We start from the raw sequence: 20,138 nt of genomic DNA, 5'->3' as shown, positions 1-20,138 counted from the left end.
TTACCCCTTTTTTAATAAACTTTAATTATTTCTAAATGAGACACTTTTTGCCATTCCGGGATCGGTCGGAACCACATTCACCCAAGTTTTCCCTGGAACAAATGGAACTTCTTTTCCATCCTTAACAGGGATTATTCGTCCGTTTCGATTCTCCCAATTGAGCTCATTTACTTTCCCCATTTGGAGCAAGTAAGCTTTTCCGCCGGATTGTAAATTAATATCTCGATGTCCCGCAGAATCAATTACTTGATGCTCAGCCTCTACAATGAAAATATTATCAAGCAGGATTGGCTCGTTGGTTTCCAAGTCAACGGTCTGCTCCCCACCAGAGAAACGTTTATATTTTTTCGAAGTTTGGTCAAACTCGATAATCGAATTGGAAATCCCGCTGTTGGAATAATGAATCATCACCGATTTTGCATCAGTTCCAGTAATCTTGTCCGTGTCTTCTGGCTTCATAAAGGTAAAAGCAGGTGGTGTTTGATCCATTTTGTAATGTTTAAGCTCTACACCTTTTAAAATATTTTCATACGTAATATAGGAATTGTGAGGTGCTTGGCGGGTAGTCGAACGTTTGAATAATGTTCCGTCGTAAACCATACCATTTAAATTATCCACGTAATTGTTGTTCAGCATCTTCTGTGCTTCTGGACTGTATCCATGGGCAATATAGAGCGCTTTAAACCCTTTTGCCAGTTCAATATAATAATCCCTGGCACTGCGGACAGGCCCGATATTGGTCGGCTTTTCGCTTTGAAAAACAGCCATAAATCGTGTGATATCACCTTCTGCAAGGATTTCATAAACGATATCAGCTTTGTTTAATCCGGATTGCGGTCTTGCTTTCGGATGATTATTGATCATCACTGCTACAGCTCTTCCATCCGTTTTTGTTTCAGATTGGACACCGGTTAATGGAAAATAATAGCTCTCTTCTTGTTTTGGCTCTTCTTCGATCACCTTATTTTCGTTCTTATCACCCTTAACCGATCCATTTACGGTTTCCTTCTTACTGCAGCCGGAGAACAGTAAAAGGACCGCTGCTGCTGCAACAGCCCATTTTTTCATTCATCTAACACCTCAATATTGGTAATGTGAAGCCTGACTCTTTTATACTTTAATTCTTTAAACAATTATAGTTTAACGCATTATCGATGGAAAGAGTACTGTTTTATTCATGACATCGTACATTCCCTGTTGGGTAATGCGAATGTAGGGCAAATGAGTGGATGAAAAGAAAAGCAAACTATAGATAGGATCAGAGAAGACATACCCGCGCTGCTTCAGTTCGGTGAATAATCTTTTTTCCTGAATCATTAAATCCTCAAGGTGCAAATCGGACATAATCCCTCCTAGTGGAAGCGGCAATTCACAGACAATCTCACCGTTTTCCACAAGGACAATTCCCCCGCCTAATTCTTTCATTCTATTAAAAGCATGAAGCATATCCTGCTTATTTTTTCCTATTAATATAATATCGCCGGTATTGGAAAAAGAACTCGCCAGTGCCGACAGACTGCTCGCAAACCCTTTTAACAGTGTATTAATCCGCCAATTCCCTTTACGGTCAATCAGGGTAAAATAGCATTCATCATGGGTGGATGGCAGTTCGTCTCCGGATACGTCAATCGAAATGGAGTAAGGCTTGGTAATGACCGAATTTTCCATTTTAATCCCAAACGGCATAGAAAATTGCAGATCATCCATTGATAATTCCCAATTCAACTCCATCGGTTCTAAGCCATATTGCTCCCAATTAACCGATAAATAACTGTCTTCTACCTTCTCGCCGTCGCGTTTTACCCATTTTCCTTTAGCAAGTACAGAGACAGGTGTTGGATTTTCAATGCTTGATAAAAAGTTTATATTGGCAACCCTACCTGTCGCAATATTCCCTATTAGGTAATCAATATTATAGTATCGGGCAATATTGACGGTTGCCATATTATAGGCATCAATGACAGGAACTCCTTTTTCAATGGCAATCCGAATCATTTGATCTGTAATCCCTTGCTCATAAAATGCAGTGGAGGATCCATCTGTATTAAAGAACATTCGGTCATAAGCGTCAATTCCCATTCGCTTCATATCATCTAATAAGTCCGGCAGGTCAGGACGGATGGAGGAATATCGAAGTGATACCATATAGCCCTGCATAAGTCGATTGTATATTTCCTCACCATTAATCGCCTCGTGGTCACAATCTGCACCTAATAACATCATTTTAGCCAATGTCTTTTCAGAAGCTCCCGGAAAATGACCTTCAATTTGTTTACGCATCCGTTTTGCTTCTTGAATCCAGTGCAGCATCATATCATCACCGTCAAGCAATTTCGGCCACCCTGTCAATTCTCCGCCTTGGAGAACCGCATCATGTTCCAGCCATGCCTTCACATTACTATGCGAAAACGGCTCCTCTTCATTCAAAATTTCCGTTTGTGAATCAAAGCGGCACCACCAAAACATCGTGGATGGTAACGACCGTAAATCCCTTAATAATGTAAACGCTTCCCTTTTTTTCATATGTAAAACAAGCGCCATATTATCGTTGATTAATGTGGTCGTACCAAATTGGGATGCATAGGCCGCAAGTGTATGGGGATTATATAATTGAAACGGATGTGCATGTGGTTCAATATATCCCGGTACCAGGATTTGATTGGAGCAATCAATGACCTCACAGTTTTCAAGGCGTACTGGCAGATTTTCCCCCACATAAACAATCCGATCATCATAAATCCAAATATTCGCTCTCATCCACTTACGAAACGTCTGATTTAGGTACAAGGCGTTTTTCAATAAAATGGTGGGAGACGTATGGCCATCCAAAACGGATACATGCATGCGTAAATGTTTATTTTTCCATCGGTAGCGTTGATCTAGCATACAATTCCCTCCCTAAAAATAGTGGGTAGTTCTCTATATAAAATTATATTGTTTGTTATCAAGGGTATGACTGGTTGGGACAAACTTTTGCTTTATTAGTGGTTTTTACCCCTTTTGTACCAAAAAAGAAAACCCTTACAAAAATCTTATTTACTATACTATCATATTTTATATTTTAAAGCAGTAAAGAATTGATAAATATTGTAAGAACTTTACTAAGGAGTGAGTATCATGAAAATTAGCCCAAATATCGGTATTGTTAATGCCCTGATCCGCATCACAGCAGGACTAGCGATTCTTTCCTGGTGTACGGCCAAAATGGTCAAGCATCCGTGGAGAGATTCTTATTTTTTTGTGGCAATTTGCGCTGCGATGAAGGTTGCAGAAGGAATTGTTCGATATTGCCCGATGACAGCTATGTTTGAAAAATACCAGGAGAACATGGCGTGTTCCACGCCACAAAATGATTCTATGGATGGAATGGAAGGATTGACGAATTTAGATGGCGATGAGATTGTGCCATATAATCCGACCTGAGTGCGGGTTTGTAGATAAAAGTGGAATTTGCGTTGATACATTATTTTTTGCTGAGAAAACCGTGACATTTTCGTCGATATAATTGGTTTTTGCGTCGATAGCCTGGGCTTTTGTGTCGATATAATTGGTTTTTACGTCGATAACCTAGGCATTTTCGTCGATAAGATCTGGTTTTACGTCGATGACCTTGGTTTTTGCGTCGATAAATTATTTTTACGTTGATAACTTGGGCATTTTCGTCGATAAGATCTGCTTTTAAGTCGATAACCTTGGTTTTTGCGTCGATAAATTATTTTCACGTCGATAGCCTGGGCATTTGTGTCGATAAGATCTGGTTTTACGTCGATAACCTGGGCATTTTCGTCGATAAGATCTGCTTTTACGTCGATAACCTTGGTTTTTGCGTCGATAAATTATTTTCACGTCGATAGCCTGGGCATTTGTGTCGATAAGATCTGTTTTTGCGTCGATAACCTGGGCATTTTCGTCGATATGATCTGTTTTTGCGTCGATAGCCTGGGCATTTTCGTTGATATCCCAGTTATTCTCGTCGTTATATCATTTCAACAATCAAAAAGGGCTGCCCGCACTCACGCGGGACAGCCCCATTGAAAGGAAGAATCCTCTATGTTTTTCGAATGGTTAACCCATACGGCTTTTGTTCTAATCTTATTAATTGGCAGCATTGTTGCTCTGATTTATGCGTTTATGCGCCGTTCTAGAAGACGTGTGAAATAGCTTTGAATCCGATATCTTTACGGTAAAAAACACCGTCACTCTTCAGTTTTTCCAGTTCTTTGTAAACCTTTGTCTGCGCTTCTGACAATGATGCTGCTTTTGCTCCGACAAGCAGGACTCTTCCTCCTGCTGTAACAAATTCACCAGTTTCATTTAATGAAGTACCTGCATGAAATACATAAGCATCGTTACCTATTTCACCTAAGCCCTCCAGTACAGCACCTTTTTGATACTCACCCGGATAGCCTTTTGCAGCTACGACAACACCCAGCATTTGCTGAGGGTCCCACTCAAGAACAGGCGTCTTACCGTTTAATAAGTCCAGTATAACTTGAACTAAATCTGACTGCAGTCTTGGTAAAATAACTTGTGTTTCCGGGTCCCCAAAGCGGGCATTAAATTCAATGACCTTTGGACCGGCTGCCGTTTTGATAAGTCCAGCATAGAGAATTCCACAAAAGCTGCGGTTTTCGCTGATAAGAGCCTTAGCAGCGGGATGTAAAATGGTATCGATTGCCGTTTGCACGGTTTCCGCGTCAATATGCGGTACTGGTGAATAGGCACCCATTCCACCGGTATTCGGCCCTTGATCCCCATCAAATACTCGCTTATGATCTTGGGCAATTTCCAACGGAATGACCACTTCACCATTGACAAATGCCATTAAGGAAAATTCTTCTCCATCCAAAAATTCCTCGATGACCACCCTTGAAGATGCCTCGCCAAATTGCCGATCAATCAACATGTTCTCTAAGCTTGCCAACGCCTCTTCTTTTGTCATGGCAACCGTAACGCCCTTACCTGCGGCTAAACCGTCAGCTTTAATGACGATTGGTGCACCCTTTTCCTCCAAATACGCACGTGCTTCCTCAAAAGAGGTAAACACACCATATTCAGCGGTAGGAATTTGGTATTTTTCCATCAGTTCTTTTGCAAACGATTTGCTGCCTTCAATTTCTGCTGCGGCTTTTGATGGTCCAAACACCTTTAGACCTTCTTGTTGAAAGCGATCAGCCAATCCTTCGAGCAGCGGTACTTCCGGACCAATTATCGTTAATCCGATGCCCTCTTCCTTGGCAAATTGCACAAGGAGTTCTTGATTAGATTCTTCAATGAAAACAAGCTCTGCAACATTTGTCATTCCGACATTTCCTGGAGCCGCAAATACTTTTTCCACCAGCGGACTTTCCATTACCTTCTGGCAAATGGCATGCTCTCTGCCGCCTCGGCCAATTACTAGAACCTTCACCATTTTCACCACCCGATTAATGTTTAAAATGTCTTACTCCGGTAAATACCATCGCAATGCCATACTCATCCGCTTTTTTAATCGAATCCTCATCACGGATAGAGCCACCCGGTTGGATGATCGCGGTAATGCCTGCTTTTGCAGCTGCTTCCACCGTATCGTTCATAGGGAAAAAGGCATCAGAAGCCAGCGCAGCACCTTCTGCTTGTTTACCGGCCTGCTTAAGGGCGATTTCTGCAGACCCTACCCGGTTCATTTGACCTGCGCCAATCCCTAACGTCATATCATCATTTGCTACCACAATAGCGTTGGATTTCACATGCTTAACAACCTTCCAGCCTAATTTCAGTGCTGCCCATTCTGCATCAGTTGGCTGCCTTTTTGTTGGAACTGTGATCGTAGCATCGTCCAGTGTATATCGGTCTTGCTCTTGGACTAATAGTCCGCCCTCAATCGTTGTCATTTTCAATTCCGTCTTTTTGCCTAGCTCAAACGGAACCGTTAATAAACGTAAATTCTTTTTCGCGGTTAATATCTCTATTGCTTTCTGAGAAAACGCCGGAGCAATGATTATTTCTAAAAAGATTTCATGAAGCTTTCCAGCTGTTACTTCATCTACCTCACGATTAAATGCAATTATTCCTCCAAAAATGGAAACCGGGTCAGCTGCAAATGCTTTTTCAAACGCCTCAAACACGTTGTTTCCCGTTCCGACACCACATGGATTCATGTGCTTAACTGCAACTGCCGCTGGTTCTTGGAATTCCTTTACAATTTGCAATGCTGCATCCGCATCATTGATATTGTTGTAAGAAAGCTCTTTGCCGTGAAGCTGCTCAGCATAGGCAATGGAAAAAGAGGAGCCTAATGGCTTTTTATAAAAAGCAGCCTTTTGGTGTGGATTTTCGCCGTAACGGAGAGTTTGCTTCAACTCATAAGTAACCGTTAATTTTTCCGGCGTTTCTTCTTCAACTAGTTTGGTCATATACTCTGCGATTAACGCATCATAAGCCGCTGTATGACGGAATACTTTAGCTGCCAATGTCTTTCTTGTTTCAAGAGTTGTTTTCCCGTCAGCTTTTAATTCGGTCAGTACGGTTTCATAATCGGTAGGATCGACTACAACTGTTACGTACTGATGGTTCTTGGCTGAGGCACGCAGCATGGCCGGGCCGCCAATATCAATGTTCTCAATCGCGTCTGCTTCGGTGACATCCTGTTTTTCAATCGTTTGCTGGAAGGGATAGAGATTCACACAAACTACCTGAATCGGTTGAATACCATGTGCCTCTAACTGCTCTTGATGGTCCTTCTGGTCATGCTTCGCTAATAAACCGCCATGAATAAAGGGATTTAAAGTTTTTACCCTGCCTTCCAGGATTTCCGGAAACCCGGTAACATCGCTAACACCAATGACCGGTATCCCCTGCTCTTGAAGCGTTTTTTTCGTTCCGCCTGTTGAAACTATCTCAAAGCCAAGGCTAACAAGCTCCCGGGCAAATTCGGCTACACCACTTTTATCAGAAACACTAATTAGCGCGCGTTTTTTCATGTTCTCCTACCTCTCCTCGTGTCAACAGCATTTGTAGAATGTCTGGATATAACTTGTGTTCGATTGCTTGAATTTTGGTTTGGAGGCTTTCTCTTGTTTCATTTTCCTCTAATCGTACCCGCTCTTGTACAATAATTGGACCTGTATCCATTCCTTCATCAACAAAATGAATGGTCACTCCGCTCCACTCTGCCTGTGCCGCCAAAGCCTGACCAATCGCATCCTTACCTGGAAAATTCGGTAGTAGAGAAGGGTGGATATTCACAATTTTCCCTTCGAACTCTCGTAAAAGAGTAGGGCCGATGAGTCTCATATATCCTGCCAGGACTACAAAATCAATTTGATTTTCTTTTAACAAACTGACAATTTCCTGTTCAAAGTCATGTTTACTATGATAATCCTTAGGGTTGAATACAAAAAAGGGAATTCCTGTCCCTTTAGCCCGCTCAATTACATAGGCTCCCGGCTTGTCGCAAACAAGCAGGGTGAGTTGGGCCGATAATTTACCGTTATGAACAGCATCGACAATTGCCTGAAAATTACTTCCGCTTCCTGAGGCAAATACGGCTATTTTTTTCATCGTTTGCCTCCAAAAGCATGGATGGCAATTCCTTCTTGATCGGTGACAACTCCTATTTCATAAGCATTTTCGCCCATTTGTTGAAAATGCTTCAACACATCTGTGGCTTCTTCCTTCTGAACAGCCACAACCATGCCAATCCCCATATTAAAAATATTATACATTTCTTTATAGTCGATCTGTCCAACCTCAGAAATCAATTTAAAAATAGAAGGAATCTGCCAGCTTTTCTCATTAAGTTCAGCACCCATTCCAGCAGGAAGCATTCTTGGAATATTTTCAATAAAACCGCCGCCAGTAATATGGGCCATTCCTTTCACATGAAAGTTCTTAAGGGCTGACAAAATCGGCTTTACATAAATTTTTGTCGGCCTTAATAACTCTTCTCCTAATGTACAGCCAAGCTCATCGACAAACTCAATTAATGACCAATTATTAAACACTTTTCTAACAAGAGAATACCCATTGCTGTGAATCCCACTCGAAGCAAGGCCTATGAGTACATCACCCGGTTTAATCGAATCACCTGTAATTAGATTTTGCTTTTCACATGCTCCCACGGAAAAACCGGCCAAATCATACTCTTCCTCGCGATATAATCCAGGCATTTCAGCAGTCTCGCCGCCAATTAAGGCACATCCTGCCTGCTCACATCCATCGGCAATTCCCTTGACAATCGCTTCAATTTTTTCAGGTATTGCTTTCCCGCAGGCAATATAATCTAAAAAGTAAAGCGGCTCCGCTCCCTGAACAACAATATCATTCACACACATGGCCACCGCATCAATTCCAATGGTATCGTGACGATCGAGCATGAAAGCTAGCTTCAGCTTCGTGCCAACCCCGTCAGTGCCTGACACCAAGACAGGCTCTTTGTATTGGAGCGATGATAAATCAAAGATGCCGCCAAAACCGCCCAGCCCGCCAATCACTCCAGCACGAGCCGTTCTTTGTACGTGTTTTTTCATTCTGGAGACGGCTTCATAGCCTGCTTCAATATCAACACCTGCTTGCCGATAGGCGTTTGCCATGTCGGTCACCCCTTTTGATAATAGTATTGTAATGTATCTGGATAAATTTCAGTCGGATAATTGCCGGTAAAGCAGCCAAGACAAAACCCGTCGGTTCCATCCACTTGACCAAGGGCCTTCAGCATGCCGTCCGTACTGATAAACGTTAACGAATCCGCCCCGATAATTTGTCGAATCTCTTCTACAGACTTGTCAGAGGCAATTAACTCTTCTTTTGATGAGGTATCAATTCCATAAAAACAAGGATTTTTAATCGGAGGTGAGCTGATTACCACATGAACTTCAGTCGCCCCTGCTTCTTTCAGCATTTTGACAATTCTTCTGCTTGTTGTTCCGCGGACAATCGAGTCATCAACCATTACAACCCGCTTGCCTTCGACAACTCCACGAACGGCAGACAGCTTCATTTTAACCCCTTGCTCCCTCAATGTTTGCGAAGGCTGGATGAAAGTCCTGCCTACATATTTATTTTTAATTAACCCCATTTCATATGGGATCCCGGACTCCTCTGCATAACCAATCGCCGCGGATATGCTCGAATCAGGCACACCAGTAACAACATCTGCTTCAATAGGTGCCTCAATGGCCATTCTTTTCCCAAGACTTTTACGGGCAGTATGAACATTGATTCCCTGAATATTGCTATCCGGTCTTGAAAAATAAATATATTCCATCATACAGATGGCCTTTGTTGTACTAACCGCGAACCGTTCTGATGTTAGTCCGTTTTCGTTAATTATCAATAATTCGCCAGGCATAATGTCGCGGATATATTCAGCCCCCACGACATCAAAAGCACAGGTTTCGGAAGCTACCACGTAGGCATCGCCCAGACAGCCTAGCGACAGCGGCCGTAAGCCATGCGGATCAAGCGCCACCATAAGCTCGGTTTCTGTCATGATCAAGTAGGCATAGGCACCTTTTAACATTGAAAGGGCATTTTTTACTTTATCATTCATGTGCGGAAACCCGCTTCTTCTGATTAAATGCGCCAGTACTTCGGAATCAGAGCTTGTTTGAAAAATACTTCCCTGAGTCTCAAGCTGATGTTTCAGTGAAGTGGCATTTACGAGATTCCCGTTATGAGCTAGAGCAAGACTCCCCGTTTGTGAGTGGAACAGCAGCGGCTGAACATTTTCATAGCCGCCGCCTCCTGCTGTTGCGTAACGAACATGACCGATTGCCGCTGTTCCGGTTAATTCGGCAATCCTATCTGCATTAAAAATTTCGGTAACCAGCCCTTCACCTTTTACACCTTTTAGCTGTTTTCCATCTGACACCACGATGCCAGTGCCTTCCTGACCGCGATGCTGTAAGCTATGAAGCCCGTAATAGGTGAGCTGGGCGGCATCCTGATGTCCCCAGACTCCAAAAATACCGCACTCTTCGTTTAAGCCTTTGATTTCAGCAAGCATGGAATTGCTCCTTTCCAAGCAGCTTTTAATTCCTCAACCTGTGCTTTCAAAATAGTTTCCGACTCATTCTGAATAGTCAACGCACCAGATTCTGTTACGGTTCCAATGTATTTTGCTTCTACTAATCTTTCAAATTCTGCTTGATGCTCTTTTTTAACTGTTAAAAGGAAACGTGATTGTGTTTCACTAAATAAAGCTGACACCGAGTCTCCATTAATGATGACTTCCGCGCCAAGGTGTTCATTGGCAAAAAGTGATTCAGATAGCGCAACCGCTAAGCCACCTTCTGATAGGTCGTGGGCTGATTGAACAAGGCCAGCACGAATCGCTGTCAGTACTTGATTTTGTCGCTTCTTCTCAACTTCTACATCCAACTCAGGAGATTTGCCGAATATTTTTCCGTTCAGAAGCTTTTGCAGTTCGCTTCCGCCAAATTCAGCTTTCGTTTCCCCTAGAAGATAAATCAGGTCACCGTTCTGTTTAAAATGCTGTGTGGTAATATGGTCAAGATCCGAAACTAGACCCACCATGCCAATTACCGGGGTTGGGTACACAGCTGTACCGCTTGTTTCATTGTATAATGAGACGTTTCCGCCAATGACCGGGGTTTCAAGGACACGGCATGCTTCACTCATTCCGTCTGCTGATTTTTCCAGCTGCCAAAATACCTCTGGTTTTTCCGGGCTGCCATAGTTTAAGCAATCGGTTACCGCTAATGGTTCTGCACCAGAGCAAACAATATTGCGGGCTGCTTCAGCAATGGCAATTTTACCGCCGGTTTCAGGGTCCAAATAGACGTAACGGGAATTACAATCCACTGTCATCGCTAATGCTTTACGAGTACCGCGAATGCGCAGTACGGAAGCGTCCGATCCTGGAGATACAACTGTATTTGTTCTTACCATGTAGTCATATTGTTCATAGACCCATTCCTTGCTCGCCACTGTCGGCTGACTCAGAATGTTTAAAAGAGTTTCCTTTGCATCCGTTATCTGTGGAATAGTCTCCTCCATTGACTGAAACTCAGCAAAGTAAGCAGGCTGCATTGAAGGTTTATGATAGACCGGTGCATCCTCCGCCAAAGCATCAACTGGAACATCAGCAACGATCTCACCTTGATGAACCAGGCGAAGCATTTTATCATCTGTTACGGTTCCAACAGCCACTGCCTCTAAATCATATTTTTTAAATAGATCCACGATTTCTTGCTCGCGGCCCTTTTTAACAACAATTAACATCCGCTCTTGCGACTCTGACAGCATCATTTCATAGGCGGTCATTCCAGTCTCGCGTTGAGGGACAAGGTCAAGATTCATTTCAAGGCCCATTCCTGCCTTGCTGGCCATTTCCGCAGATGAGCTGGTAAGTCCGGCTGCCCCCATGTCCTGGATTCCAACAAGTGCATCAGAGTGAATCAATTCCAAGCATGCTTCCAATAGCAATTTTTCCATGAATGGATCGCCCACTTGCACGGCAGGGCGCTTTTCATCAGATTGTTCATTTAATTCCTCTGAGGCAAAAGTAGCGCCGTGAATGCCGTCACGACCCGTTTTCGCTCCAACATACATGACCGTATTGCCGACACCGTGAGCCTGACCCTTTTTAATATCTTTGTGGTCAATTAACCCCACACACATGGCATTCACTAGCGGATTGCCTTCATAGCAAGGATCAAACTGAACCTCACCGCCAACAGTTGGAATTCCGATACAGTTTCCGTATCCTGCGATCCCAGCGACAACTTCTTTAAACAAATAACGAACTCTCGCTGAATCAAGCTCTCCAAAACGCAGGGAGTTCAGCATGGCAATTGGACGAGCACCCATGGAGAAAACATCGCGGATAATTCCGCCGACACCAGTTGCTGCCCCTTGATATGGCTCGATAGCTGACGGGTGATTATGGCTTTCAATTTTAAACACAACGGCCTGATTATCACCAATATCAACGATTCCGGCACCCTCACCTGGACCTTGGAGAACCTTAGGACCCGATATAGGAAATTTCTTTAGAACCGGCTTAGAGTTTTTATAGCTGCAATGCTCTGACCACATAACCGAAAACAAACCAGTCTCCGTGTAATTCGGAGTACGGCCAAGAATGTTTTCAACCATTGAAAACTCTTCATCGGACAGCCCCATTTGCTGATATAGCTTCTCGGCTTTAATTTGTTCAGGATTTGGTTCAAGCTTTAATAACATGTGATTCCCTCCAAGCCTTTACAATTGATTGAAACAATTTTAATCCATCGGCTCCGCCTAAAAGCTCATCCACCGCTCGTTCAGGGTGTGGCATCATTCCGAGGACATTGCCTTTTTTATTTACAATCCCAGCGATATCTGCCAGACTTCCGTTCGGATTATGCTTATACGTAAACACAATTTGATCATTGGCTCTTAATTCTGCCAGCGTTTCTTCGTCACAATAGTAATTACCTTCCCCATGAGCAACTGGAACGGTGATCGTTTGCCCTTGTTGATAGGCGCCGGAAAACATCGTTTGGTTGTTTTCCACGATTAATTCCACTGGCTTGCAAATAAAGGAAAGACTTTCATTTCGTCTCATAGCTCCCGGGAGCAGACCAACCTCTAACAAAATCTGAAATCCATTACATACACCAAGCACCGGCTTGCCAGCCTCGGCCGCCTTAACGACCTCCTTCATTACTTTACTGAAACGGGCAATTGCCCCTGTACGTAAGTAATCTCCGTAGGAAAATCCCCCTGGCAATAGAACTCCATCAAATTCATCCAGGCTCTCCGTATCGTGCCAAACATACTCGACCTCTTCACCCAGCTCGTCTTTAATCGCATGGTACATATCGACATCACAGTTAGAACCAGGAAAAACGATGACCGCAAATCTCACTGGGCGACACACTCCTCTACCTCGTAACGGTAATCTTCAATAACTGGATTGGCTAAGAGGTTATAGCAGATCTCATTAACAACCTCATTGATATCCCGATCTGATTTTTCAATTGTCAGTTCCATGTATTTGCCAATACGGACATCAGATACTTCCTGATAGTTTAATGAATGTAAAGAGTGAGTAACAGCTTTACCTTGCGGGTCTAAAACACTTTCTCTTAATGTGACGAATACCTTTACTTTATACATGCTGGTGACCTCCAAGTCTCTCAAGAATAGTTTCGTAGGCTTCTGTTAAACTTCCCAAATCGCGGCGGAACCGGTCTTTATCAAGTTTTTCATTTGTCTCTTTATCCCATAAGCGGCAAGTATCCGGTGAAATTTCATCGGCTAACAAAATATCGCCGTTCGCATCCTTGCCAAATTCTAATTTAAAGTCAATTAAACGAATGCCAAGTTCATCAAAAAAGCTCAACAACAGGGTATTTATTTCCAGGGCTTTTTCTCTTAAAATCGTAATCTCCTCGGCTGAAGCAACTTGCAGTTCACTGATATGATCTAGGGTGACCAATGGATCTCCCAACTCATCATTTTTCAAATAGAACTCAACCATTGGCTTAGACAATGGGTGCCCTTCTTCAATTCCCAATCGTTTTGACAGGCTTCCTGCCGCCACATTGCGAACGACAACTTCAAGGGGAATGATGGTTACCTTTTTAACCAGCTGTTCCGTCTCAGAAATCCGTTTAATAAAATGAGAGTCAATGCCGTTTTCTTTTAACTTTAAAAAAAGCAAACTTGTAATCTCATTATTTAAACGACCTTTTCCGGCAATCTCAGCCTTTTTTTGCCCGTTAAAAGCCGTGGCGGAATCTTTATATTCCACCCAAACTACCTGTTCATCGTCTGTTCGATAGATTCGTTTCGCTTTGCCTTCATAAAGCAATTCTTTCATTGGAAACCACTCCTAATTCGCAATATTGGGAATCTTCTTTGTAAAATATGGGCATAACCCAGGGGGCAGCCGGTACTTATTTTGTCCCGGCTCCCCTTTTTATTAATTATTTAAACCAAGTCGATCAAAAATTGTATCCACATGTTGCAGGTGGTAAGAGTAATCAAAACAGTCGGCAATTTCAGCCTCTGAAAGGTTGGCGGTAATTTTTTCATCACCTTCAATTAAGCTGCGGAATGGAACTTGTTTTTCCCAAGCCTCCATTGCTTTTGGCTGAACCGTATCGTAAGCTTCTTCACGTGAAAAGCCTTTATCAATTAGGGCAAGGAGCACGCGTTGAGAGTAGATTAATCCAAGAGTCCGATCCATGTTGCGTTTCATGTTTTCCGGATAGACCGTCAGATTTTTAATGATATTGCTAAAGCGATTTAGCATATAGTTCAATGCAATCGTAGCATCAGGCAATATAATCCGTTCAGCGGAAGAATGAGAGATATCTCGTTCATGCCACAGCGGCACATTTTCGTAAGCTGTCATCATGTAGCCGCGAATGACGCGAGCCATTCCAGTCATGTTCTCTGAACCAATTGGATTACGCTTATGCGGCATGGCCGAAGAACCTTTTTGACCTTTTGCGAAAAATTCCTCCACCTCACGAGTTTCACTTTTTTGCAACCCACGCACTTCAACAGCAAATTTTTCAATAGATGTTGCAATTAAGGCTAGTGTTGACATGTAGTGGGCATGACGATCACGCTGCAAGGTTTGGGTGGAAATTGGCGCCCGTTCTAATCCAAGCTTTTCACATACATATTGCTCTACAAACGGGTTGATATTGGCATAAGTTCCAACCGCACCGGAGATTTTACCAAACTCCACGCCAGTTGCTGCCTGTTTAAATCGCTCTAGGTTTCGTTTCATTTCTTCGTACCAAAGAGCCAGTTTTAAGCCAAATGTAGTTGGTTCGGCATGGACACCATGGGTCCGTCCCATCATAACTGTATACTTATGTTCAATGGCTTTATTTTTTAAAATCTCGATAAATGTCTCAATGTCTTTTAATAAAATGGTATTAGCCTGTTTCAATACATAAGATAATGCAGTATCAACAACATCCGTTGAAGTTAATCCATAATGAACCCATTTCCGTTCTTCTCCAAGGGTTTCAGAAACGGCACGAGTAAACGCCACAACATCATGTCTTGTTTCTTCTTCAATCTCTTTAATCCGGTCGATATTAAACGAAGCATTTTCACGAAGCTTTTGGACATCTTCTTTTGGTATTTCACCTAACTCCGCCCATGCTTCACATGCTAGGATTTCTACCTCAAGCCACGCGTTAAAGCGGTTTTCCTCCGTCCAAATAGCTCCCATTTCCGGTCTAGTATAACGATCTATCATGATTTATCCTCCGATCCTTTCTTCCACTGTCTCCCAAATTTTACTTTCATCAGCTTCCATAAGGGCTATTTCCACATCATCTCGTAAAATGGAGACATGCCCCATTTTCCTTTTGATTTTTGCTTCTTTTTTACCGTATAGATGAATCTTCCAATCCCTTAGGGTCGGGATTTTTGCTAATAATGATTCAAGATGTTCCCCTAATAGGTTGACCATAACCACTGGTTTTAATAGCTCCGTACTTCCTAACGGCCAATTACAAATCGCACGTATATGCTGCTCAAACTGTGATGTCACGCAGGCCTCAATCGTGTAGTGCCCGGAATTATGCGGCCTTGGCGCCAGTTCATTAATGTATATAGTGCCATCACCTGTAACAAACATTTCCACCGCAAGAGTTCCAACCAGGCCTAATGAATCAGCAATTTGCTTCGCCTTGTGAATGGCATTTTCTTGAATCTCCTGTGACACTCGTGCAGGGACAATGGTTTTATATAAAATATTTTCTTTATGAATATTTTCTGCTACTGGAAAAATCGCGGTCTCTCCATCAAGCTTCCGTGTTACAATAACTGAGATTTCTTTTTCAAATGGGATCCATTTTTCCAAGACGCAAGCTCCATGCTTGAGAAGTTCTTCCCCTTTTGCTAAGTCCGTTTCGTCCTTGATGACGAGTTGGCCTTTGCCATCATAACCGCCCCGTGCTGTTTTTAACACGGCAGGAAATCCGATTGTGGTGATTTTTGAAAATAGCTCTTCCATCTCAAGAATAACTTCATAAGGAGCCACTTCAACACCCGCCTGTTGAATCGCAGCCTTTTCGGTAATGCGATTCTGGGTAGTGGTTAGCAAATCCTGTCCCTGTGGAACATGCGCCCGCTCACATAACCAGCCAAGTGTGTCAGCATCAATATTTTCAAATTCATACGTGATTACGTCACTTATTTCGGCTAAACGGTTGATAGCATCCAGATCATGATACTCACCTATGACTTCAACATCGGCTACCTGTCCACACGGAGAATCAGCAGTGGGCTCAAGGACAGCAATTCTAAACCCCTGTGCTTTTGCTGCCAGGGCCATCATTCTACCTAACTGTCCGCCACCAATTATGCCAATCGTTGCGCCTGGTAATATGCTTTTCCTATTCAAGCTCATCGCTGCTCACCAATACCTCTTTTTCGATTGCTTCTCTTCTAGCCTCAAGTTTCTTAGCTAATGCTTCATCGTTTGTAGCTAATATTTGTGCTGCCAACAGTCCGGCATTCACTGCCCCGGCATTGCCAATTGCGACAGTCGCCACCGGAACCCCTCCCGGCATTTGGACAATTGAAAGTAACGAATCCAACCCATTTAATGCTCTTGATTGAACTGGAACTCCGATTACTGGCAAAGTAGTTTTAGCCGCTACCATCCCTGGAAGGTGAGCCGCACCGCCCGCTCCAGCAATGATTACTTTTAAGCCTCTTTCTCTAGCTTCTTCTGCATATATAAACATTAAATCCGGTGTTCGATGTGCCGAAACCACCTTTTTTTCATATGGAATTTCTAATTGATTTAAAATTTCACAGGCATGCTGCATGGTCTCCCAATCCGACTTGCTCCCCATGATGACACCCACCAGGTTCTCCATCCCTATTCCCCCTTTTTTTTCCAAAATAAAAATACCCGAAAAACTGGCTTCTCTACAAGAGAAAGCCAATTGTCCGGGCATGGATCATTAGGTCAACAAAAAATAGCAGGGTCCGCCCCTTATTGTTGCCGAACATGTATGACTTTCCCTCATAGTCCAATAATTTACGGTCATTGGGTAGAAACTTATGGGCCATATTCCCATTGATATACGAGGGTGTTAGATTTTTTAACTACCTTTATATTAACAACCGATCCAGTGAAATGTCAACAAATTTTGTCGAACATTATTTACGCATAACACTATAATGTTCGTGTTTTAGTTAATTTGATCCCATTAAAAATTACTCTATCGGACTTCGCGTTTGCTTTTCACTCTTAGTGCCTGCTTTCCGTTGTGCAGTGGAAAAAGCTTGTATGTAAAAGCATCAGGTATTTATTTAATATAAAAGTATACTACAACTGTCATAAAAAAGGTGCAAATTATGTCGATTTTTTGGGGAGATGTAATCGATACCGTTATATTACTATTTTGGGGGGCGGCGTTTGTGCCGCAATTTCTTTGAAAAAATCGTTCGGTTGTCATTCGGTCTGGCTTGCCCTTCAAATTGCCTGGGGACTTGCCGTAGCAGTTGCCATCTATGCTGTCGGGGACATCAGTGGTGCTCACCTCAATCCAGCCGTAACGCTATGGTTTGCCTTAATTGGAAAATGGCCATCGGGACAAGTACCGATTTATATAACCGTACAATTTTTTTGGAGTGATGATTGGCGCCACAGCCGTTTCTACATTATTTTCCTCACTGGAATGAAACAGCTGATCCCGTTGCAAAACTGGATGCTTTTGCTACCAGCCAAGCTATTCCACGCACTGTTGCTAACTTGGTTACTGAAATGATGGCCACCTTCACATTTTATGGGGCTCGTTTATTCCATCAACTTCCCTTCAAAGACAATTTTCCTTCCTACAGGCTCATATAGGGTTTCATTCCCCTTTACAACCTCCTGAAAAATCGGCTCCTCCATTCTCCGGATCGGCATATACCCTTGCTGCTTCATTCTATTTAAACATTCATCAATCGATTCATCCTTCTGCACTTCAAATACCATTTTATTCTTGCCCACAAAAAAACACATCCCATACTGTTCTTTTTCCTTTATTTTTTCAAATTGTAAATGATTCTATCACATATGTACAAAGATAAGCATGTCACTTGTTCCCAAGATGCCTGTACTTCAGACAGAACGGCAGCCATTATGCTGGTATCCCTGAACAATATCCAATCAACGAGGATTCGAAATCTAACTTTTCCGAGTTCCTATTAGGGGAAAGGGTATTGAGCTGAGGTATTTAGTATGTATGAAGATAAATAATATAAACAAGAACGAGCTTGTATTTTTTCACAAGCTCGTTTTACGCTAATTACCAAGAACATCAATTTCTTCTTTACCTAATATCATTAACTCCTCAATATTAACACCATCACCATAATAGCTATCACCATTAATCTTCAACAAATCAATGGCCTCTTGACCTTTTTGATCAAAAGGGACCCAACCATAAAACATATTATTCATTGGTGCATCTTCATTAAAGATGGAAATAGGATATTCGGAAGTTCCTATTTGTTTCATTGATTTTACTACGGGACTCCACTTTTCCGGAATTGGCATTATTCCATATAATTTCTTAAGCTTAACCTTAGTTTCCAGTTTGATTTTTGGATGATAGGTTTCTTCCCCATCAACACTGTAAAATTGCCGATCCCTAATTAAAAAGAACTTCAGAGAACGCAACTGGTTACTTGACTGGAGATTCCATACAAAATAATAGGTGGACGGATCACTCTTATCAATCTTCCATAAACTTGGCTCTCCTGTTGTATCTATATAAACAATCTGCCATTTATGCAATCTCCACTCCCAATAACTGATCCCGTAATCACCCTCTTCCGAAAAATAAGGGACAACTTTATGACGTTTATCAATTGGAACGATATCCTGGACACCTTTTGCATCTGCCTGTGAAAAAATCTCATTCATTTGGTTAATAAGCTGCTTATTTGTTGGAAAGGAATCGGGTTTAGGGTCGATCATATATAACCATATTATTGCTAGCATCCCACTAATAACAAGGACGCACAATAGAGCAAGACTGACCCGTTTCTTATATGGCATCTCCTATTTTCCCCCTTTCAGCAACACTGCTTTTGAGCGAAAATAAAGCTGCTTCTGAGAGAATGAAACAAGAATCCCTTTTCCGTCAGATTCTATATAAATGGCAGGTTTTACTCCACTTCCCCATTTGGTTGTTGTTCCAATTAGAAGATAAGGGAACCGTTCTTTTGTCCCCGTTTCAGGCCCATTCAGTTCGTAATACCACTGCTGACCATGAATATTTGCTTTTTTTATAGTATGTATTTGTTCAAGGAAACTGTCTTGATCAAGCTCTTTCTTTTCCCCTGAAGGATGAATGACTACAACTGAAGAATGACTTATATTTGAAATATAGGTGGAAAGCCGATCCTCTGGATATATAGTCTTTTGTACAGGGATTGAAAGCAATGTTGACAGTAAAAATAAGAAATTTATATAAAAACCAAGCCAAGCGTATAATCTATAGGATTGCCAACGATCCCTTCTTCTCAAAATTCCATATAAAATCCAAACGCCCAGTGGTAATATCGGAATTTTAATCTGCTGATCCCATAAAGTAATATTTATTGAAAAACAAAAAATACCAACTAATATACACACTATAAGCTTCCAAATTTCTGTTTTCACTTGCTGCTTTATATAGATTCGATAAGCGATGATTCCGGTAATACACCACACTAAGAGTTGAAATAGAATTGCTATAAGCTTAAATGATAAATCAAATTGAAAATTCATTCTCCACCTCCCTACCTCCAAAATTCACCATATTCCTATATTTTCCTGCAATATTCATAAAAAAATTAGGCACAAAAAAAAAGACAATCCTTTTTCAGATTGTCTTCATTCGCCCGGCAACGTCCTACTCTCACAGGGGCAAAGCCCCAACTACCATCGGCGCTGAGAAGCTTAACTTCCGTGTTCGGTATGGGAACGGGTGTGACCTTCTCGCCATTATTGCCGGACTATTTTATTTGAGGTTTCATTCCCTCAAAACTAGATAATGTAGAAGAAACTTGGTAAAAACAAGATCGCATTGACTTGGTTAAGTCCTCGATCGATTAGTATCAGTCAGCTCCACGTGTCACCACGCTTCCACCTCTGACCTATCAACCTGATCATCTTTCAGGGATCTTAC

At 42.2% G+C, this 20,138-nt stretch carries 20 protein-coding genes, 2 rRNA genes and 1 riboswitch; of the genes, 3 read left to right on the top strand and 19 right to left on the bottom strand.

Annotated elements, in window-relative coordinates:
* Window positions 1-21 precede the first annotated feature (21 nt).
* Together ACI3K6_RS15650 and ACI3K6_RS15645 are read right to left on the bottom strand one after the other, a co-directional pair.
* Window positions 22-1,068, bottom strand: coding sequence for a DUF3048 domain-containing protein (locus tag ACI3K6_RS15650; RefSeq protein WP_435555533.1), 1,047 nt, complete (start codon window positions 1,066-1,068; stop codon window positions 22-24).
* 72 nt (window positions 1,069-1,140) lie between these two features.
* Complete coding sequence (locus ACI3K6_RS15645; protein WP_435555532.1) at window positions 1,141-2,886, bottom strand: adenine deaminase C-terminal domain-containing protein; 1,746 nt, start codon at window positions 2,884-2,886, stop codon at window positions 1,141-1,143.
* 231 nt (window positions 2,887-3,117) lie between these two features.
* Here ACI3K6_RS15645 and ACI3K6_RS15640 point away from each other — a divergent pair, with 231 nt between their 5' ends.
* Together ACI3K6_RS15640 and ACI3K6_RS15635 are read left to right on the top strand one after the other, a co-directional pair.
* Window positions 3,118-3,423, top strand: a complete 306-nt coding sequence (locus tag ACI3K6_RS15640) for a YgaP family membrane protein (RefSeq protein WP_335476961.1) — start codon at window positions 3,118-3,120, stop codon at window positions 3,421-3,423.
* 627 nt (window positions 3,424-4,050) lie between these two features.
* Window positions 4,051-4,161 carry an EYxxD motif small membrane protein gene (locus ACI3K6_RS15635; RefSeq protein ID WP_435555531.1) on the top strand — a complete coding sequence of 37 codons (111 nt, stop codon included), beginning with the start codon at window positions 4,051-4,053 and terminating at the stop codon, window positions 4,159-4,161.
* On the opposite strand, the gene purD is transcribed toward ACI3K6_RS15635, so the two are convergent.
* The 12 genes from purD to purE form a co-directional block, all read right to left on the bottom strand.
* On the bottom strand, window positions 4,142-5,410 hold the full coding sequence (gene purD / locus ACI3K6_RS15630) for a phosphoribosylamine--glycine ligase (RefSeq protein ID WP_435555551.1): 1,269 nt from the start codon (window positions 5,408-5,410) through the stop codon (window positions 4,142-4,144). The genes ACI3K6_RS15635 and purD overlap by 20 nt on opposite strands.
* A gap of 16 nt (window positions 5,411-5,426) precedes the next feature.
* The gene (purH, locus tag ACI3K6_RS15625; RefSeq protein ID WP_435555530.1) at window positions 5,427-6,962 is read right to left on the bottom strand and encodes a bifunctional phosphoribosylaminoimidazolecarboxamide formyltransferase/IMP cyclohydrolase; all 1,536 of its coding nucleotides are present in this window, start codon (window positions 6,960-6,962) and stop codon (window positions 5,427-5,429) included.
* Window positions 6,940-7,542, bottom strand: a complete 603-nt coding sequence (gene purN / locus ACI3K6_RS15620; protein ID WP_335476967.1) for a phosphoribosylglycinamide formyltransferase — start codon at window positions 7,540-7,542, stop codon at window positions 6,940-6,942. The genes purH and purN overlap by 23 nt, the downstream gene beginning before the upstream one ends.
* Window positions 7,539-8,573 carry a phosphoribosylformylglycinamidine cyclo-ligase gene (gene purM, locus ACI3K6_RS15615; protein ID WP_335476969.1) on the bottom strand — a complete coding sequence of 345 codons (1,035 nt, stop codon included), beginning with the start codon at window positions 8,571-8,573 and terminating at the stop codon, window positions 7,539-7,541. Before purM ends, purN begins: the two co-directional genes overlap by 4 nt.
* 5 nt (window positions 8,574-8,578) lie before the next feature.
* Window positions 8,579-9,988, bottom strand: coding sequence for an amidophosphoribosyltransferase (gene purF / locus ACI3K6_RS15610; RefSeq protein WP_435555529.1), 1,410 nt, complete (start codon window positions 9,986-9,988; stop codon window positions 8,579-8,581).
* Window positions 9,964-12,189, bottom strand: coding sequence for a phosphoribosylformylglycinamidine synthase subunit PurL (gene purL, locus ACI3K6_RS15605; protein WP_435555528.1), 2,226 nt, complete (start codon window positions 12,187-12,189; stop codon window positions 9,964-9,966). Before purL ends, purF begins: the two co-directional genes overlap by 25 nt.
* Entirely contained in the window at window positions 12,173-12,856 is a 684-nt protein-coding gene (purQ, locus tag ACI3K6_RS15600; protein WP_435555527.1) for a phosphoribosylformylglycinamidine synthase subunit PurQ, read from the bottom strand. Before purQ ends, purL begins: the two co-directional genes overlap by 17 nt.
* On the bottom strand, window positions 12,853-13,107 hold the full coding sequence (purS, locus tag ACI3K6_RS15595; RefSeq protein WP_335476978.1) for a phosphoribosylformylglycinamidine synthase subunit PurS: 255 nt from the start codon (window positions 13,105-13,107) through the stop codon (window positions 12,853-12,855). Before purS ends, purQ begins: the two co-directional genes overlap by 4 nt.
* Window positions 13,100-13,813 (bottom strand): phosphoribosylaminoimidazolesuccinocarboxamide synthase, encoded by a 714-nt coding sequence (gene purC, locus ACI3K6_RS15590; RefSeq protein WP_435555526.1) that lies wholly within the window; start codon window positions 13,811-13,813, stop codon window positions 13,100-13,102. The genes purS and purC overlap by 8 nt, the downstream gene beginning before the upstream one ends.
* 102 nt (window positions 13,814-13,915) lie before the next feature.
* The gene (gene purB / locus ACI3K6_RS15585; protein WP_435555525.1) at window positions 13,916-15,214 is read right to left on the bottom strand and encodes an adenylosuccinate lyase; all 1,299 of its coding nucleotides are present in this window, start codon (window positions 15,212-15,214) and stop codon (window positions 13,916-13,918) included.
* A gap of 3 nt (window positions 15,215-15,217) precedes the next feature.
* Window positions 15,218-16,372: a 5-(carboxyamino)imidazole ribonucleotide synthase gene (gene purK / locus ACI3K6_RS15580; RefSeq protein ID WP_435555524.1), complete on the bottom strand. Its 1,155-nt coding sequence runs from the start codon at window positions 16,370-16,372 to the stop codon at window positions 15,218-15,220.
* Window positions 16,359-16,847, bottom strand: a complete 489-nt coding sequence (gene purE / locus ACI3K6_RS15575; protein ID WP_335476987.1) for a 5-(carboxyamino)imidazole ribonucleotide mutase — start codon at window positions 16,845-16,847, stop codon at window positions 16,359-16,361. The genes purK and purE overlap by 14 nt, the downstream gene beginning before the upstream one ends.
* Before the next feature lie 132 nt (window positions 16,848-16,979).
* Window positions 16,980-17,081, bottom strand: a riboswitch (purine riboswitch).
* Between the two features lie 261 nt (window positions 17,082-17,342).
* Between purE and ACI3K6_RS15570 the strand changes: the two genes are divergently transcribed.
* Window positions 17,343-17,744 carry an aquaporin gene (locus tag ACI3K6_RS15570; RefSeq protein ID WP_435555523.1) on the top strand — a complete coding sequence of 134 codons (402 nt, stop codon included), beginning with the start codon at window positions 17,343-17,345 and terminating at the stop codon, window positions 17,742-17,744.
* Between the two features lie 29 nt (window positions 17,745-17,773).
* Here the strand turns inward: ACI3K6_RS15570 and ACI3K6_RS15565 are convergent, their stop codons facing one another.
* The 5 genes from ACI3K6_RS15565 to ACI3K6_RS15545 all read right to left on the bottom strand — a co-directional run.
* The gene (locus ACI3K6_RS15565; protein ID WP_435555550.1) at window positions 17,774-17,956 is read right to left on the bottom strand and encodes an NETI motif-containing protein; all 183 of its coding nucleotides are present in this window, start codon (window positions 17,954-17,956) and stop codon (window positions 17,774-17,776) included.
* Between the two features lie 309 nt (window positions 17,957-18,265).
* Entirely contained in the window at window positions 18,266-19,024 is a 759-nt protein-coding gene (locus tag ACI3K6_RS15560; protein ID WP_435555522.1) for a hypothetical protein, read from the bottom strand.
* Between the two features lie 3 nt (window positions 19,025-19,027).
* On the bottom strand, window positions 19,028-19,738 hold the full coding sequence (locus tag ACI3K6_RS15555) for a hypothetical protein (RefSeq protein ID WP_435555521.1): 711 nt from the start codon (window positions 19,736-19,738) through the stop codon (window positions 19,028-19,030).
* Window positions 19,739-19,849: 111 nt separating this feature from the next.
* Window positions 19,850-19,965, bottom strand: a 5S ribosomal RNA gene (gene rrf, locus ACI3K6_RS15550).
* 76 nt (window positions 19,966-20,041) lie between these two features.
* Window positions 20,042-20,138 (bottom strand): 23S ribosomal RNA (locus ACI3K6_RS15545); the annotation flags it as partial.

This window comes from Neobacillus solisequens (assembly GCF_051233465.1).
Taxonomy (GTDB): domain Bacteria; phylum Bacillota; class Bacilli; order Bacillales; family Cytobacillaceae; genus Neobacillus.
This window is presented reverse-complemented; position numbering and strand designations above follow the sequence as displayed.